The 15,849-nt window shown below is 34.1% G+C and carries 14 protein-coding genes; 12 read left to right on the top strand and 2 right to left on the bottom strand.

Annotated features, from left to right (window positions below; genetic code table 11):
• Window positions 1-158 precede the first annotated feature (158 nt).
• The 10 genes from HGP29_RS01445 (at window position 159) to HGP29_RS01400 (ending at window position 11,167) form a co-directional block, all read left to right on the top strand.
• The gene (locus HGP29_RS01445) at window positions 159-2,486 is read left to right on the top strand and encodes a TonB-dependent receptor (RefSeq protein WP_168880528.1); all 2,328 of its coding nucleotides are present in this window, start codon (window positions 159-161) and stop codon (window positions 2,484-2,486) included.
• Between the two features lie 4 nt (window positions 2,487-2,490).
• The gene (locus HGP29_RS01440; RefSeq protein ID WP_168880527.1) at window positions 2,491-3,783 is read left to right on the top strand and encodes a PepSY-associated TM helix domain-containing protein; all 1,293 of its coding nucleotides are present in this window, start codon (window positions 2,491-2,493) and stop codon (window positions 3,781-3,783) included.
• Window positions 3,784-3,926: 143 nt separating this feature from the next.
• Entirely contained in the window at window positions 3,927-5,102 is a 1,176-nt protein-coding gene (locus tag HGP29_RS01435) for a PepSY-associated TM helix domain-containing protein (RefSeq protein WP_168880526.1), read from the top strand.
• A 490-nt stretch (window positions 5,103-5,592) separates the two neighbouring features.
• The gene (locus HGP29_RS01430; protein ID WP_168880525.1) at window positions 5,593-6,198 is read left to right on the top strand and encodes a hypothetical protein; all 606 of its coding nucleotides are present in this window, start codon (window positions 5,593-5,595) and stop codon (window positions 6,196-6,198) included.
• A complete protein-coding gene (locus tag HGP29_RS01425; RefSeq protein ID WP_168880524.1) occupies window positions 6,195-6,485 on the top strand; it encodes a winged helix-turn-helix domain-containing protein in 291 nt (96 codons plus the stop codon). The genes HGP29_RS01430 and HGP29_RS01425 overlap by 4 nt, the downstream gene beginning before the upstream one ends.
• Window positions 6,486-6,532: 47 nt before the next feature.
• Entirely contained in the window at window positions 6,533-7,999 is a 1,467-nt protein-coding gene (locus tag HGP29_RS01420; RefSeq protein ID WP_168880523.1) for a B12-binding domain-containing radical SAM protein, read from the top strand.
• A 155-nt stretch (window positions 8,000-8,154) separates the two neighbouring features.
• Window positions 8,155-9,513, top strand: coding sequence for a cell envelope integrity protein CreD (creD, locus tag HGP29_RS01415; RefSeq protein WP_235958244.1), 1,359 nt, complete (start codon window positions 8,155-8,157; stop codon window positions 9,511-9,513).
• Window positions 9,514-9,648: 135 nt separating this feature from the next.
• A complete protein-coding gene (locus HGP29_RS01410) occupies window positions 9,649-9,972 on the top strand; it encodes a DUF6686 family protein (protein ID WP_168880522.1) in 324 nt (107 codons plus the stop codon).
• A 113-nt stretch (window positions 9,973-10,085) separates the two neighbouring features.
• Window positions 10,086-10,841, top strand: a complete 756-nt coding sequence (locus tag HGP29_RS01405) for a class I SAM-dependent methyltransferase (RefSeq protein WP_168880521.1) — start codon at window positions 10,086-10,088, stop codon at window positions 10,839-10,841.
• A 146-nt stretch (window positions 10,842-10,987) separates the two neighbouring features.
• Entirely contained in the window at window positions 10,988-11,167 is a 180-nt protein-coding gene (locus HGP29_RS01400) for a hypothetical protein (RefSeq protein ID WP_168880520.1), read from the top strand.
• Window positions 11,168-11,230: 63 nt separating this feature from the next.
• Here HGP29_RS01400 and HGP29_RS01395 read toward each other — a convergent pair whose 3' ends face one another.
• Both HGP29_RS01395 and HGP29_RS01390 read right to left on the bottom strand, forming a co-directional pair.
• Window positions 11,231-13,477, bottom strand: coding sequence for an NAD(P)-binding protein (locus HGP29_RS01395; RefSeq protein WP_168880519.1), 2,247 nt, complete (start codon window positions 13,475-13,477; stop codon window positions 11,231-11,233).
• Window positions 13,435-14,175 (bottom strand): transmembrane-type terpene cyclase, encoded by a 741-nt coding sequence (locus HGP29_RS01390; protein ID WP_168880518.1) that lies wholly within the window; start codon window positions 14,173-14,175, stop codon window positions 13,435-13,437. The genes HGP29_RS01395 and HGP29_RS01390 overlap by 43 nt, the downstream gene beginning before the upstream one ends.
• 203 nt (window positions 14,176-14,378) lie before the next feature.
• On the opposite strand from HGP29_RS01390, the gene HGP29_RS01385 reads away from it, so the two are divergent.
• Both HGP29_RS01385 and HGP29_RS01380 read left to right on the top strand, forming a co-directional pair.
• Window positions 14,379-15,155 carry a hypothetical protein gene (locus HGP29_RS01385; RefSeq protein WP_168880517.1) on the top strand — a complete coding sequence of 259 codons (777 nt, stop codon included), beginning with the start codon at window positions 14,379-14,381 and terminating at the stop codon, window positions 15,153-15,155.
• A gap of 74 nt (window positions 15,156-15,229) precedes the next feature.
• A complete protein-coding gene (locus tag HGP29_RS01380) occupies window positions 15,230-15,799 on the top strand; it encodes an NAD(P)H-dependent oxidoreductase (protein WP_168880516.1) in 570 nt (189 codons plus the stop codon).
• The last annotated feature ends 50 nt before the right edge of the window (window positions 15,800-15,849 follow it).

Genomic DNA, 15,849 nt, shown 5'->3' with positions numbered 1-15,849 from the left:
AGATATTAATTGAAAAAGAATGTGTTATACTCTTAGGTTTTGATGAGAATAAATAGGTTCACCGATTAAGTTTTGTTAGTAAAGTATTGTGTTCTTTGTTTATAATTAGTCTAAATAATACACATATTTGCATCATTAATAAGAAAATTACATTTCTAATGACCTATTTTAAGTTAACTCTATTATTAGCACTTTCCCCCCTACTTATATTTGCCCAGCAAAATATAAGTGGTACAGTTAAAGATACAGAAGGAAATACCCTACCAAATGTTAGTGTAGGTATTTTGCATACTACAATAAGTCAAAGTACTGCAGAAGACGGTACCTTTACCTTAGAAAATATACCTGTTGGAGAACATCAATTAGTAGCCCATTTTGTAGGGTATGAAAAAGCATCGGTTACTATCAATGTAACTGAAAATGCCCAGCTTCAACATCACTTTATTCTCAAAGAAAATACTAGAGAACTTCAACAAGTAGAAATACTTGGTGTTGAAGATCAATCCTACAATAATGAATATACATTTAGTGCGACTAGAACGGGTACATTGATAAAAGATGTTCCACAATCAATATCAACCGTAACTAAGGAACTTATACTAGATCAGCAAGCCTATTATTTAGGGGATGTTGTTAGAAATGTAGCCGGTGTAAGTCAATATACAATCTATAATGATTACACCGTTAGAGGATATAGAAATCAAGATGGTCAATTAGTTAATGGGTTAAAGACTGCCTTCAACTTTTGGACTCAACCTATTATTGGTTTATATGAAAGAGTAGAAGTGATTAAAGGTCCTGCTTCTGCATTATTTGCCAATGCAAGCCCAGGTGGTACAATCAACTTCGTAACAAAAAAGCCATTAACGACTACTCAAGGGAGTGCTTCTATTTCGGGAGGTAGTTTTAATACTTATAAAGCAAATGTAGATATTACGGGGCCACTCACTAAAAATGAAAAGCTACTTTACCGTTTCAATACAGGCTATCAGACTACAGATACCTTTAGAGATAATAGTGGTGGAGAATCCTTTTATGTAGCACCTTCCTTATCGTTTGTCCCTTCAGATAAAACACGTTTTAACGTAGATATGGTCTACATGAAAAACAATACTGTTTTAGATAGAGGTAAACCTAATTACGAAGGTAGTACAGACCTAAGTGAAACACCAATCAACCTTTCTACTTCACAACCGGGTGACCATTTAAATAATGATAACCTTTACATTACTTTCTCGTGGAATCAAAAAATTAATGATTGGTTATCATTCAATTCATCATATTTAATGTTCAGGTCTCAATCTGATTTAGCCGAACACAGAACAAACGGAAAGTACATTTCGCCAAGCGTTCTTGAAATGCGTTATGTGGAAAGAGATGAATACGAGAATTCTGATAATATCACCAATTACTTTGTATCTAAATTCAATACTGGCAAAGTGAAACACACTTTAATGTTTGGGATGGATTATAGTGCAAAAGTGTATGATAAATACGAAAAACAAGCAAGAGGCGAAGCACAAGGTGTCCCGAATTTTGACTTAGATAACCCTCAATATGGCAATAGTAATCCGAATGATTATGACTTTGACCCTAAGAGAACAATAGAGAAAGGCACGACTGCTTACACTAAAAACCATACAACAGGTATCTACTTACAAGAGCAACTACAATACAAAAAACTGAATGTATTATTAGGAGTTCGACAAGAATTCTATAAAGATATTCGTGTAGAAAATGGACAACAGGTAGCCAAAGATCAAACTGCATTTTTACCGAGACTTGGTCTTACTTATGAAATCACTAAAACAATTAATGCTTTTGGTACATATACTGAAGGGTTTGAACCACAAGACTTCGGTTTAAATGCCGAGCAAAATGGAGGACCTTTTGATCCTAAAAAATCCAATATGTGGGAAACTGGTCTTAAAGGAGATTTCTTCGATGGACGACTTTCTGCAACTACTTCCGTTTATTGGATTACAGTCAATAATATCTTAGTGCAAGACCCTAACGATATTGATAAGTTGATCCAAAGAGGACAAGAACAATCGAAAGGGTTTGAATTTGAAGTAAATGGTCAGGTAACTAAAAACTTAAGTTTAACTGTGAATTACGCTTATAACGATGCGGTAATTACAGAGTCTGACAATCCTGCAGAAATCGGTAGACAAAAAGAAAATGCACCGAAAAACCAAGCTGGATTCTGGGCGAAATATGACTTCTCACAAGGGACATTAAAAGGATTAGGCCTTGGCTTTGGAGGTCAATATGTAGGTGATCGATTAACCAACACTGAAGGATTGGTGTTAGATGCTTATATGCTATGGGACATGGCGGTGTACTACAACATTGGTAAATTCAGAATATCAGCCAACCTGAAAAACCTTACTGATGAAACATACTACGTTGGTGGTTATAGCTACGACAGAGTTTTCCCTGGTGCTCCAAGAAATTATACAATTGGCTTAAACTACACTTTCTAGACAAATGAATAAGAAAAAACTTTGGATGTGGCATAGTTGGCTTGGTTTATATACTGGCCTAGTTATCTGCATCCTAAGTTTTACAGGTGCTCTTGCAGTCTTTAAAATTGAAATAGATCATATGCTAAATACTGATCTGTTTTATGTGTCTCCTAAAGAGGATATGGTAGATATCAATTATCATATACAAAAAGTACTCAAGAATTACCCTGATCACAAAAGTTATAAAGTAGAACCCGCTCCTGCTAAGGATAGATCTTGGAAAGTTTCTTTCAGTGCAAAAGAAAATAATAGTAAAGTAGCCAAAGAAATATTCATTGATCCTTATACTGGTAAAGTCTTAGGAGAAAGGGATATGTATAAAACAGTCGCCTTTTTTATTAGAAATATACATGTTCGTTTATTCGAAGGATGGTACGGTAGACAATGGGTTGGATTGGCAGGGATTTGCATGTTCCTCTCTCTTGTCATCAGTATTCCATTATATTTCGACTTCACAAAAAAGCAGAAGTTCGGAAAAGTTAGAACTAAAAGAAGTCGACAAAAGTGGGCAGACTTACATAAATTCATAGGTATTGCCACTATTGTGATGCATTTAATTCTTGCTTTGACCGGTGCTTGGCTTGGCCTTCAACCAAAAATTCAAAAACCATTAATTGGTGAACGTCCAGGTATTTTTCAGCCTTCAGAATTTCCTATATCAACAGAAGAGGATATACATTTTCCAATTGATTTTATAGAGGTACTTACTACTGTTAAACAAGAGTTTCCGGAGCTAGAAAATCTAAGAATGAACATTTCTTCCAATGGAAGTAGAAGTATTAGTGTTTTTGGTGATATCCCATATCTACCCTATGAAAGACAAACTAACTTTATTGTATTAGATAAAGCGAGTTTAACACCATTACACCTTTTAGATATTCGAAAAACTGGTTTAGGAAGTCATATTTTCTATATGCAAGAAGCTCTTCATTTTGGAGATTTTTTAGGTATTAGTCTTAAAGTATTTTATTGCCTTATGGGCCTAATTGGAGGCTTCCTTAGTATTTCTGGCTTTTTTATCTATTACAAAAGAACTGAGAAAAAACGCATCCAAAAATTCCCACTATTTACTACAAAAAATATCATTGGAGTGTTTACAATACTTTGTCTCGGTTTGTTTACTTTAATTGCTATCAGTAGCACAACATGGGGAGCCAATACTCCCACAAGTGATATTACCTCTCCAATGTTTTATGTTTTTATTCTTATCTACTTTATATACCGAGCAATACGATCTTACAAGGAGAAAAAATAATTGAGAAATTTCCGAAAACGATAAAAAAATACCGCATTTACTAAATACTACCCAAACGATAAGGCTTATTTTTCCCAGAAACTAATCACTTCATTCCAACTTACTTTTTACATTCTGATAATGAGTTGGTTCAACTTCTCACAATGAAAAATAACAAAACTCTCAAGAAAACTTTTAGAAAAATACACCTGTATTTAGGCTTTACAACAGGCCTTGTTGTATTTATTCTAGCTATTACTGGCTGTGCATGGGTATTCCATGATGAATTTAAAAATCTAACAGACGATTATTCCCAAGTTACGGTCCAAGACCAACCGTTTATATCTCCTATTCAAGCAAAGCAAGCTGCATTAAAAGTATTTCCGGAAAATATCATCCATGGTATTTCATATGGCCAAGAAGGACAAGCCATTGAAGTGATTTTTTATCAAGCTGCACCTGATGAATTTTACAGATCAGTATATTTAAACCCATATACTGCAGAAGTATTACATGTAACAGATCACTTCTCTGGATTTTTTGCCTTTATGCTAAAAGGACATCAAAGTTTATGGCTTCCAGAAGATATCGGAACACCTATCACCTCTTACAGTACCTTATTATTTCTGATGATTATTATATCAGGCATAGTTTTATGGTGGCCAAGTTCTAAAAAACAAAGAAAGCAACGCCTCTCTTTCGACTGGAATGAAAAGACAAAGTGGAAAAGAAAAAATTATGACCTTCATAGCGTTGTAGGGTTCTACAGTTCAGTTTTAGGGTTTCTTATTGCCTTTACAGGTGTATGTATCGGCTTAGGTTGGTTCACTTTCCTAACATACAAAGCAATTGGAGGAGAAAAGTCTTTGTATTTCCTACACCCCAATAATACATCTGAAATATCTTTATCATTAGAAGATCCTAATAATAGTATTCATAAAGTATTTGATATTACTAAAGAACAGTTTCCCGATTACAGAGAAATTGAAATTCATTTACCAGCGGCTGATACTGCCTCTATATTAGTGGAAGTATTATATGAAGAAGGTCAATACCACGATGCTGATTACCTATTCTATGATCAAGCTACAGCTGAACTAGTTCCAACAGAAAGCATTTATGGTATATATGCTGACGCTGACTTTTCTGACTTGGTACTACGAATGAATTATGATATCCATGTGGGAACAATCTTTGGCTTACCTGGAAAAATCATCGTTTTCTTTATCAGTTTGGTGGTAGCTTCCTTACCTCTTACAGGCTTTCTTATGTGGTATGGTAGAAACTATAAAAAGAAAAAAGCTCCTCAAGAACAATTAGAATATACAGAGAAAGTTTAAGGTGACTTTTTAACTGAAACCTTAATAAAAAGTGGGATATCTCGATTTGAGGTATCCCACTTTTTTGTTCTTTAAAAATACTGTTCTTTACTTTTTGAGTACCTAAGTTCTAATTATCATCACTTTAGCCTAGTAAGTACTGCTTAAAATCGACTTTATTAAAGAATAAATGAATTTTTTCCATTTTCGTAATTTAATTTCAAAATCACTTATTTATATTTGATCTAAATAAAAATAACAAACACAGTTGATCACATTCTATTTAATATCCCTCACATTAAAAGAAAATCATATCAACTAAAAAATATAATAACCCAATTACTACAATAGAAGATGTACGAAACGTTCCTTTATAATTACTAGCAGATTTAAAATATAACATACCTTAATTTCAATTTAAACCTCTATTATTTTAGTAATAGAGGTTTTTTTATGAAAAATTGTTTCTGATAAAAATTATCACTTACTTTGAATTACAAAGTACTTTTTTATGAAAGAACAAGAATACATCAACGACCTAAAAGAAATTAAGGATATCATGAATCGTTCTTCGCGATTTTTATCCTTAAGTGGGCTCTCTGGAATCAGTGCTGGTTTCTGTGCATTAGTAGGTGCATATTTCGCTTATGATATACTTTATAATATAGGCTACAATAGAACTATTATCGGGCAGAAGAAAATTGATGCTTTAGTTGTTATTGGAATAGTTACTCTCTTAGCTGCTTTGGGTTCTGCTCTATTTTTCACCTTTAGAGAAGCTAAAAAGAATGGTCGAACACTATGGGATCTACAGGCAAAGAGATTGCTTATTAATATGATGATTCCTTTAGTGGCAGGTGGTGTTCTTACTTTAAGTTTAGTCGAAAAAGGCTTTATAGGTTTAGCTGCACCTCTAACTCTGATCTTTTATGGACTTGCTTTAGTCAATGCCAGTAAATATTCAGTATCTGAGCTTAGAGGAATGGGAATACTTGAGATTATCCTAGGACTACTCGCTACCCAATTTATTGGATATGGTTTATGGTTTTGGACCATCGGTTTTGGTGTATTACACATTGTCTATGGTACCTATATGTATTTTAATGCTAAAAAGTGAAGAATCTATTAAACGACTTAAATAAAGCATTCGAAAATAAAGTTCGCTTAGGAATTATGGCTGCTCTTGTCGTCAACGAGTACTTAGATTTTAATTCCTTAAAAGAGTTACTGGGTGTTACAGATGGAAACCTTGCCAGTCATTTAAAGTCTCTTGAAAAAAGCGAGTTTGTATCCGTTCGAAAAGAATTTCTTAACCGAAAGCCCAATACTAAATATTCGGCTACGGAAGAGGGAAAAACTGCCTTTACCAAACACATCAAGGCCATCGAAAGCCTATTAAAATAAAAAATTTTATCCACTTACTTTGTAATTCAAAGTACTTTTAAATACACATGAAAGTTAAAATGATTTTACCTGCTTTAGCAGAAGCTGAAAGCCCCTTTTGGAGACCTATCAAATACTCTCTTTTTCCTCCATTAGGACTGGCTACCCTTGCATCATACCTCTCTCCTGATGATGAGATCGATTTACAAGATCAACATGTTGAAACCTTAAATCTTAATGATGACCCTGATTTAGTAATCATTCAGGTATACATTACCAATGCCTATAGAGCTTACCAAATTGCAGATCATTATCGAGCCAAAGGTGCCTATGTTCTACTCGGCGGATTGCATGTAACTTCCTTACCAGAAGAGGCTGTTCCCCATGCAGATACTATTTTCCTTGGCCCTGCCGAAGAAACATTCCCTCAATTCTTAAAAGATTTCAAGGCTAAAAAACCACTAAAACGTTATGCATCATCAATAAGAACATTGGTAGGTGTTCCTCCAATTAGAAGAGATCTGATTAAAAGAAATCGCTATTTAGTTCCCAACTCTATTGTCGTTACTAGAGGATGTCCACATCATTGTGATTTCTGTTACAAGGATGCCTTCTTCCAAGGTGGAAAAGGATTTTATACCCAAAAAGTCGACGATGCTTTAGCAGAGATAGATAGACTTCCGGGAAAGCACCTTTATTTTTTAGATGATCACCTTTTAGGAAATACCAAATTTGCCAGTGAACTATTTGAAGGAATGAAAGGAATGAATCGAGTGTTTCAAGGAGCAGCTACTGTAGATTCAATCCTTAGAGGAAACCTTATAGAAAAAGCGGCTGATGCTGGCTTAAGAAGTCTGTTTGTCGGCTTTGAAACCTTTTCCCCAGAAAACTTAAAGCAAAGTAATAAAAAGCAAAACTTACAAAAAGATTATATCAAAGCTGTTAACCGTTTACACTCCCTCGGTATCATGATCAATGGAAGCTTCGTATTTGGATTGGATGATGATGACCAGGATGTCTTTAAAAGAACTGTTGATTGGGGGGTAGAAAATGGTATCACTACATCTACTTATCATGTACTAACGCCTTACCCAGGAACAAAACTATATGAGGATATGGACAAAAGTGGTCGAATTATCACTAAAAATTGGGACCTATATGATACTAGAAATGTAGTATATCAAACCCAAAAACTAACTGCACAAGAATTAAAAGATGGCTATGATTGGGCCTATAAAGAATTTTACTCTTGGTCTAATATTCTGAAAGGAAGTTTGAGTCATGATGCCCACAAACACAAACTAAAGCACTTTATGTATAGTGGTGGATGGAAAAAATTTGAGCCACTTTGGAATTTTATCATCAAATCTAAAAATTTGAATACAATGTTACCTATTTTGGAATCAATATTGTCTAAGGTTAATTATACTTCGAAACACGATATCAGTGATCACATTATAACTAAAGAAAAGACAATCAAAACCAAAGCAAAACCTATTATCAAATCATCGAGACATCATAATAAAGTCTCCTAAAAACGATATCGAAAATGAAATTATTCTTTCACTTATCTATCTATTTATTAGACCTTCTCTGCTTTTTGTTTACTCAAAAGCTAACAAGAGATATCTCTACTATTAAACAGAAATTAAAAAAATTTATTTACTCACTTTGAAATTCAAAGTACTTTATGAAAAAAGAAATTATGGAAAATCAACAGCAGAAACCTGTAAAAAAAGAAAAAAAATGGACGCAAAGTTCTTTAATGGTAAAAATTGGAATTATTGGGATACTTATGGTATGGCTCCTTTTACTTTCTGTGATGATACAATCTATCATTGAAGAAAGAGAAGAATTAAAAGATAGTGTCACTAGAGAAGTTTCTTCTAAATGGGCTGAACAACAACAAATAAAAGGTCCGATTCTTACGATCCCTTTATCCATGGTAAAAACAGATAAAGAAGGTAACAAACAGGAGTATACAGAATATTGGCATGTTTTACCTGAACACCTGAAGATCAATGGAAACCTTACATCAGAAACCTTGCATAGAGGTATCTACGATGCAATTGTCTATCGATCTAAATTGAAGCTTTCAGGAATTTTTCATTTAAAGAAATACCCCAATTTTATGGGGCTAAAAAAAAGAGAACTAGACCAAGCTTTTATTACAGTTGGTATTTCTGATTTAAAAGGGATTGAGGAAGAAATTAAAGCCAATTGGAATGATGTTCATAAAAGAGCTAACCCAGGTACTAAATTATCTCAATTAGCATCAAGTGGTTTTACTATTCCTGTAAAAGTATCACAGGAACAGAAAGAATATCATTTCGATTTTGAAATCGACTTACAAGGGAGTAAAAACCTCTCTTTCTTACCTGTAGGAGCCGTTACTGAAGTCGAACTTCAATCTCCTTATACAGCTCCAAGCTTCACTGGGGAATTTCTTCCCGACTTTAGAGAAGTTTCAGAAAATGGATTTATTGCCCGTTGGAAAGTACTAAAACTAAACAGAAACTTTCCTCAGATGTGGACTACTAAAGGAGTAGATTATTCTAATAACATTAATCATTCAGATTTTGGTGTAGATCTAATAATACAAGCAGATGATTATCAAAAGTCACTACGGTCAGCAAAGTATGGTATTCTTACTATCGGACTTACATTTCTTATTTTCTTCTTAGTAGAAGTGGTCAATAAAACACAGATTCACCCATTACAATATGCAATGGTGGGAGTTGCCTTGTGTCTTTTCTATACTTTATTGGTCGCGATTTCTGAACACAGCAGTTTCAATATTGCTTTTGGTATCTCTGCTGTAGCCATTGTTTCCATGATTTCGCTGTACTCGGTTACTCTTTTCCATAAATGGAAACTCTCCCTAATGCTTATGACATTCCTCTATGGTATCTTCAGTTTCTTATTTATTACCCTACAAATGGTAGATTATGCTCTATTAATGGGAAGTGTTGGCCTAACTGTAATACTTGGGTTAACAATGTTCTTTACAAGAAAAATTGATTGGTACCAAATCAGTTTTAAACAATAGTGCAACTCACTAAATCGCTTTTCGAATTATAGTTTGAAAAGCGATTTTTCCTTTTTCGTAAAAATATTTTTGGGTGTAAATATGAATTCAATATTTCCTTATTTATATTTGATCTAAATAAAAATAATAACAGATATGTGCAGAACAAAAGACTTATACTACGACGAGGATTTAATGATTAGCCAATGTATTGACTGTAAAAGAATTGGTCTACAACTGAATAACATTCTAATGAATTTTACAGTAAAAGAGTTCAAGAAGTACACTCATAAGCTATCAATTGTAAAGTTTGATGAAAACGCTTATGATTTTGAAGGAGAGAGTCCAAAAATCATATTAAAAACAGACGATAAGAAAATTAATTACTGTCTTGACTACCAAGAATTTGATCAATTAAGAACTGGTTGTCAAATGTCGATGCTTATGCTAGATACTGAGGAAATTCTAAGCCAAATCTAATATTCAAGATTAGTTGTTCGAGTCCTATTTTGAAATAGTAATTATTGAAAAGGTTAATTATTTAAAACACCCTTAACTTACTACCTTCAGTTCATCACTAAACCCAAATATAAATGAACTGGAACGCTCAACTTTACAATGATAAGCATGCATTCGTCTATGCTTATGGTAGCTCATTATTAGAATTATTAGCACCTCAACCACATGAAAGCATTTTAGATGTAGGTTGTGGTTCGGGGCAACTTACGGCTGAAATCAAAGAAAAAGCACAACATGTTGTCGGATTCGATTACTCTGAAAGTATGATAGAGGATGCAAAAGAAAGACATCCTGATATCGACTTCTATGTAAAAGATGCCAGCAACTTTTCATTTGATGAATCGTTTGATGCTGTATTTTCAAACGCTGCACTACATTGGGTATTACAGCCTCAAGAAGCAGCTGAATGTATGTATAAAGCATTAAAACCTCAAGGTCGCTTTGTCATAGAAATGGGTGGAAAAGACAATGTTGCCACAATTGTCGATCAACTTCGCGCTTCCTTATTAAAGAGAGGGTATACTACACAAGCTCAAAAAAGAGTATGGTTTTTTCCTTCAGTAGCAGAATACGCAAAGATCTTAGAAGATGTAGGGTTCCGAATTAAAAGTATCGAGCACTACGACCGTCCAACAGCCTTAGCAGATGAACAAACAGGTGTAAAAGATTGGCTAAGTATGTTTGGTAAGTCATTCTTTGAAGAAGTTCCTGAGGCTATCCAAGAAGAAGTAAAATCAGAAGTACAAGAAAATGTAAAAGCTCAATTCCTAAAAGACGGTATCTGGTATGCTGACTACAAAAGGCTTAGAGTTTTTGCTATCAAAGAATAATACAGGAGAGGTTGAAGTAATTCAGCCTCTTTTTTCATTTAGAACAACTTGAAAATAAAATTCCGAGGTTCAACTTTTATGCATAATTGTTCAATTCATCCAACGGTGTTTTTCATGACCTTTGTACTACATCAAAAGAAAAAATTATGAAAAAGTTTATGCTAATTATCTTATTCCCTATTACGTTATTTTCATGTAGTGATGACAGTTCAGAAGTAGAACCTGTTGATCCTGGTTATGAAAACCCCAATTATAATGTTGATGCAGGCTATGGTAATTCCCCATCAACCATAGATCCCGGTTATGGAAATGATTTCGGAGAATAAATAAAAACCTAATCATGACTATTATTATAGAAAGTCATGATTAGGTTCTTTTTTTTATCTACCTTATTCTACTTTTTCAAGTTCTCGTTTTTTGATAAGGTCTTTTTCCAACTTTTTGATGGACCAATTATCAGTGATGATAGGTATCTTTTCAGGTTCGTCTGATATGGCTTTGGCTGTAAGTAGACCAGATGTAACCGCACCTTCTACAAAGCCTGCATTCATCCCATTCTGAATCCAATCTCCGGTAACGAATAAATTGTCAAAATCTGTATCGTTAGTCTTGATTCTATATTTCGAAGAATTCACCGCAGATAAAACATACCTTTCAGAAGGGTCTATATTTACTCTCGTATAAATAGAATGCATACGTTCTTCCCCTACTCGATCTTGTAAATCCACTAAAGCATCCCAATTAAAATTGCCCTCGTCATCATATAATGAAGGAATTAAGTGAGATAAGTGTTTTTCAATATATTCTCGACAATTTTCTAATCCTCTTAATTTTTCTCTTCTTGGAAAATCATGGTCATCAAAGGATGGAATATGTTCTGCATCTGAAAATACACCACAAGAGTAAGCAACATATTTGGGATCATGAGATGTTGGCCAATCCTCTTTGTCTAAGACTTGATTCATCGCACAAAAAGTATCTACAGGCTCTACATAAGCTGACTGTAATTTATCCTCTTCGATGCCCAATTCCTCTGAAGATTGATTAAACCAATATTGATAAGCTTGAGTTTGTACAGTTTTGATACTCTCTATCATTTTCGACCATTTTTCACTGTGGTCTAACAACTCTTTTGCTACATGTGGAACCGTTCCTACAGAAAACCCAAAGATAACATCGTCAAAATCTTCACCCTTTTTTAAGATGATGGTTTCTCTATCTTCCCATTCTGTCCAACAAGATTCTAAATGAATATTTTTTTCCTTTAGCTCCTCCGCTTCTTCGTCTACTATCTGATCATAAAGTGGACGACTTGGCCAACAATCTAATCCTTTAACCTTGACCAAAGGTGAATATTCATCCGTTTTTAATGTCACTTGTCTACCTAAAACTATTCGTTCAATAGAGGTCTTATCATCAGATAAAGAGACATCTCTTACCGCATGGAAAAACTTAAATATATCTTTTTTCTTCTGTACCAAATCCTCATAAAATGGAGAGAAAATAACATCTCCCATTCCTGCATTCATTCTCCAAACCACACTTTCTTTGCAGGTAAATAGTAACCTTAAGAAAATATTAAGAATGGTTCCTGCTTCAACATTGGGTTCATCAGGGTTACCTTTTAGAAAAGAGAAGGGACCGTCGTACATACTTCTAACGATAGGAGAACCTACCGTTAATGTTCTATCTGCACCATGCTTTACAAGCCATTCACCATAATCAATATCATTAATTACCTCAAAATCGAAGCGTAATTCATCATTATTAATTGTGATCACCTGATCTTTGACCATTCCTTTTAACAAGGATAAACCCAAATCGATAGCCATCCAAGCTCTTCGTCCTACATCATTCTGTTGAGTAGCTTTACCTATGTTTTTCCAGATAAAGTTTTTTAATTTATCCCAGTGTTTGAAAACGTAATCAATTTCTTCTTCTCGACGATATTGTAGTTCCTTACTATCAATCGTTTTGATAAAATTCTTTCTAACATTATCTATAATATCATCATCCAATCGACTCAGTCGTTGTCGCAGCTTACTAATAAAATCTTTCTTCGAAGCAGTGACTCTAGTCTCTTTCCAAAACACTACTTTTAAAAGTTGATCAATGACTTTCTGTGTCCATTTCTTATTCTGATTTTCTAGTAAGTAGCCTTCTAACCATTCGATAAAAAGGTCTATCACAAAATCAGAGATAGATGCGATAACGTTTTCGACAGAAGGGAGTTCTCCATCTCCCACTTTTCCAGGTAATTTAGGGAAGGGTACTTTCCAATCCACCCATTTATCTTTTACCTGTTCTGTAAAAATAAAATAATCCTGTTGACTAAAGACTTTATCAAATGAAGACAATGGAGCACTTTTATCTCTATTCAAACCTTTATAAACATCCTTGATAAGACGGAAAGCGTTTTCATAAAACCCCATCCACAGGTGTAGGCCATGTTCTTCAATTCTATACCCTGCCTCAGGATTTACTCCACTTGCTCCTTTACCACCAATTCTCCAACCTAACTGGTAAATAGTAATATCATACTTCTCTTTCCAATTGGGTTCTTGCATTAATGTGTAAACGGTTGTCATAGCACTTAAGCCTCCACCGAGTACTGCAATTCTTCTTGGTTTTCCCATAATTGTTCTTGGTCTGAGTTCGTTTGAATGTTTTTGAAAAGGATGATATATGCTATATCTAAAGCAAAGGATATGATTCCTAAAGTGAGTAAGAAATAGGCATCAGGCCATTGGAAAAAGGCAGCGAGTACAATAATCGATGTTCCCATACACTTTAAAACTGCTACAACAAATGAAAATCCTTTTCCTCTAAGATTTAGATTAAAAAGCATTTGATGTATATACAAGCCCGACATCACTACATTAATCATTAAAGCAGAAGTAATCCCTAACGGATTGTCATCATTTACTTTACCAAAAGAATAAACAATAAAGAACCATGAGACTAATGATACCAAGTATGTCCAACGAAAGTTCTTTCTCAGGCTATCCAATGGAAACTGTTTGTACCCATATTTCAGCATCGTAACATTAATGATCAGGTCGAGAATAAACCAAACTTTTATTCCTAAGATAAAAACATCACCTAATTCGGGGGTGAATATATATCCCCAGATAAATTCCCAAACAAGATTTGCGGGACCCACCAAGAGTGGCATTTCATTGATTTTGTTCTTGTAAATACCTTTAATAATAAAAACGTAGGCTGTGACCCAACTTAAATAGCCTGCCAAAAAAAGATTAAGAACAAGATGAGAGTAGCCTAGATTATCAATAGCATTGAAGTACCAATCTAGAAAATAGTTTACAAAATACATAAGTCGTAAGATTGAAAGAAAGTTACTTTAAAAAGTGAGTTTACAATAGTTGATCTAAAAAATATAGCATTTAATAGTATAGCTAATGCACTAAGGTAATAAAAAGAAATATAAATTATATTACTTAAAACAATACATAATTATTAAGTTTTAATATCTTCATCTTAATAAAGATAGATCAAAATTAACAAGCTATTGTAACTATGAACAAAGCAAGTCTTTGGGGACATTGCGATGCTATTCTCGCGGCAACTTCTCTTCCAAAACAAATTCTGAGGAAACTTCTCCCTGATGCTATAGATTTCACATCACAAAACTATACTTCTGGAGACGACCATCCGGTAATTTATATGTTCAATGAACAGGTTATACATATCTTTTTCTCATTTTTTAAAGTGAAGTACAAAGAGATGATTCCATTGATTCCCTTTGTTCACTTTAAAGACAATCCCTCTGTTAATTACCAAACCTCTCCAATATTATATGTTGATAGTTTATTGATTGTCTTTGGAGGACAGGTAATGTGGCACCTCAATAAAGTGATTGGAAAATTTATGGGTACCTCAGAAATACAGCATTTTTCGAAGATGAAATATCTTAGTCATAAGGTTTTTCGAGAAAATATTGAAGCAATAACCATGACTACTACCCCAACTGGTGAAGTAGGAACCATTGATGATTTTCCCTACTGCAAACAGCTTAGTGAACTATGGCATACAAGAGCTATTATTAATAATGAAACCACTTTTTGGACAGCTAGATATGAAGTTATTGATAAAAGTGTTCAAGGTGCTGCCGTTAATATCCAAGTAAAAAATATTGAAGGTTTACCATCACAAACTTTGGATATACCACCTATTCAAGAAAATATTTTAGGAGGGTTTCAACTTACTTTCGATTGGAAGTTATGGTGGCCTAAAAAATATCAACCTATTCAGAAGAAAGAAAACACTGAACTTTTAGAAGAATTATCCTCATAAAGGAACGAAAAAAAGTGTTTGCAGTGTTGATGTAACGTAGTTTTTATATGCTAATCACTTAAACACATATCATCTTGAAACACTTAATCGTTTATTCTCACCTTAACCCTGAGAGTTTTACTAAAGCCATTGTCGATGAAATAGAAAAAAGCAGCACTGCAGCAGGCAACGAAGTAAAAGTGGTTGATTTGTACTCTATTGGATTTGATCCTGTAATGCAATTTCCAGATATACAGGGAATGTTTATGGGAGGTGATACTCCTTCAGATGTGAAAGCCCAACAAGAATTAATTACTTGGGCGGATCATTTTAGCCTGGTATTTCCATTATGGTGGGGACAAATGCCTGCGATGATGAAAGGTTATATCGATAGAGTATATGCCAGCGGTTTTGCTTTCGAATATACGGAAACAGGTGTTGACCAAAAATTAAAAGGAAAATCTGCTAAGGTTTTTGTCTGCCATGGTTCTCCAGACGAATATTATCAACAAACAGATATGCACAAAGCATTGAAGAGAGTTTTTGATGATGGTGTACTTGGATTCTGTGGTGTAGATACAGACATTCATTTCTATGGAAATGTTGCCATGGGTTCTGATGAACTTCGTAAAGGTTATCTCGCCGATATTGCAAAAGTCTACTAAATCAAAAAGCCTTCGTTTCACTTAAAAAACGAAGGCTTTTTACTAATTCA

The sequence above is a fragment of the Flammeovirga agarivorans genome, from assembly GCF_012641475.1.
Classification (GTDB): domain Bacteria; phylum Bacteroidota; class Bacteroidia; order Cytophagales; family Flammeovirgaceae; genus Flammeovirga; species Flammeovirga agarivorans.
Note: the sequence above shows the minus strand (reverse complement) of the source record. Positions and strands in the feature narration are given on the sequence as shown.

Coding starts and splice junctions, on each gene's coding strand:
- HGP29_RS01390 (WP_168880518.1), bottom strand. CDS start 14,175: ATGTATTTTGTAAACTATTTTCTAGATTGGTACTTCAATGCTATTGAT.
- creD (WP_235958244.1), top strand. CDS start 8,155: ATGAAAAAAGAAATTATGGAAAATCAACAGCAGAAACCTGTAAAAAAA.
- HGP29_RS01385 (WP_168880517.1), top strand. CDS start 14,379: ATGAACAAAGCAAGTCTTTGGGGACATTGCGATGCTATTCTCGCGGCA.
- HGP29_RS01400 (WP_168880520.1), top strand. CDS start 10,988: ATGAAAAAGTTTATGCTAATTATCTTATTCCCTATTACGTTATTTTCA.
- HGP29_RS01435 (WP_168880526.1), top strand. CDS start 3,927: ATGAAAAATAACAAAACTCTCAAGAAAACTTTTAGAAAAATACACCTG.
- HGP29_RS01420 (WP_168880523.1), top strand. CDS start 6,533: ATGAAAGTTAAAATGATTTTACCTGCTTTAGCAGAAGCTGAAAGCCCC.
- HGP29_RS01430 (WP_168880525.1), top strand. CDS start 5,593: ATGAAAGAACAAGAATACATCAACGACCTAAAAGAAATTAAGGATATC.
- HGP29_RS01395 (WP_168880519.1), bottom strand. CDS start 13,477: ATGGGAAAACCAAGAAGAATTGCAGTACTCGGTGGAGGCTTAAGTGCT.
- HGP29_RS01405 (WP_168880521.1), top strand. CDS start 10,086: ATGAACTGGAACGCTCAACTTTACAATGATAAGCATGCATTCGTCTAT.
- HGP29_RS01440 (WP_168880527.1), top strand. CDS start 2,491: ATGAATAAGAAAAAACTTTGGATGTGGCATAGTTGGCTTGGTTTATAT.
- HGP29_RS01445 (WP_168880528.1), top strand. CDS start 159: ATGACCTATTTTAAGTTAACTCTATTATTAGCACTTTCCCCCCTACTT.
- HGP29_RS01410 (WP_168880522.1), top strand. CDS start 9,649: ATGTGCAGAACAAAAGACTTATACTACGACGAGGATTTAATGATTAGC.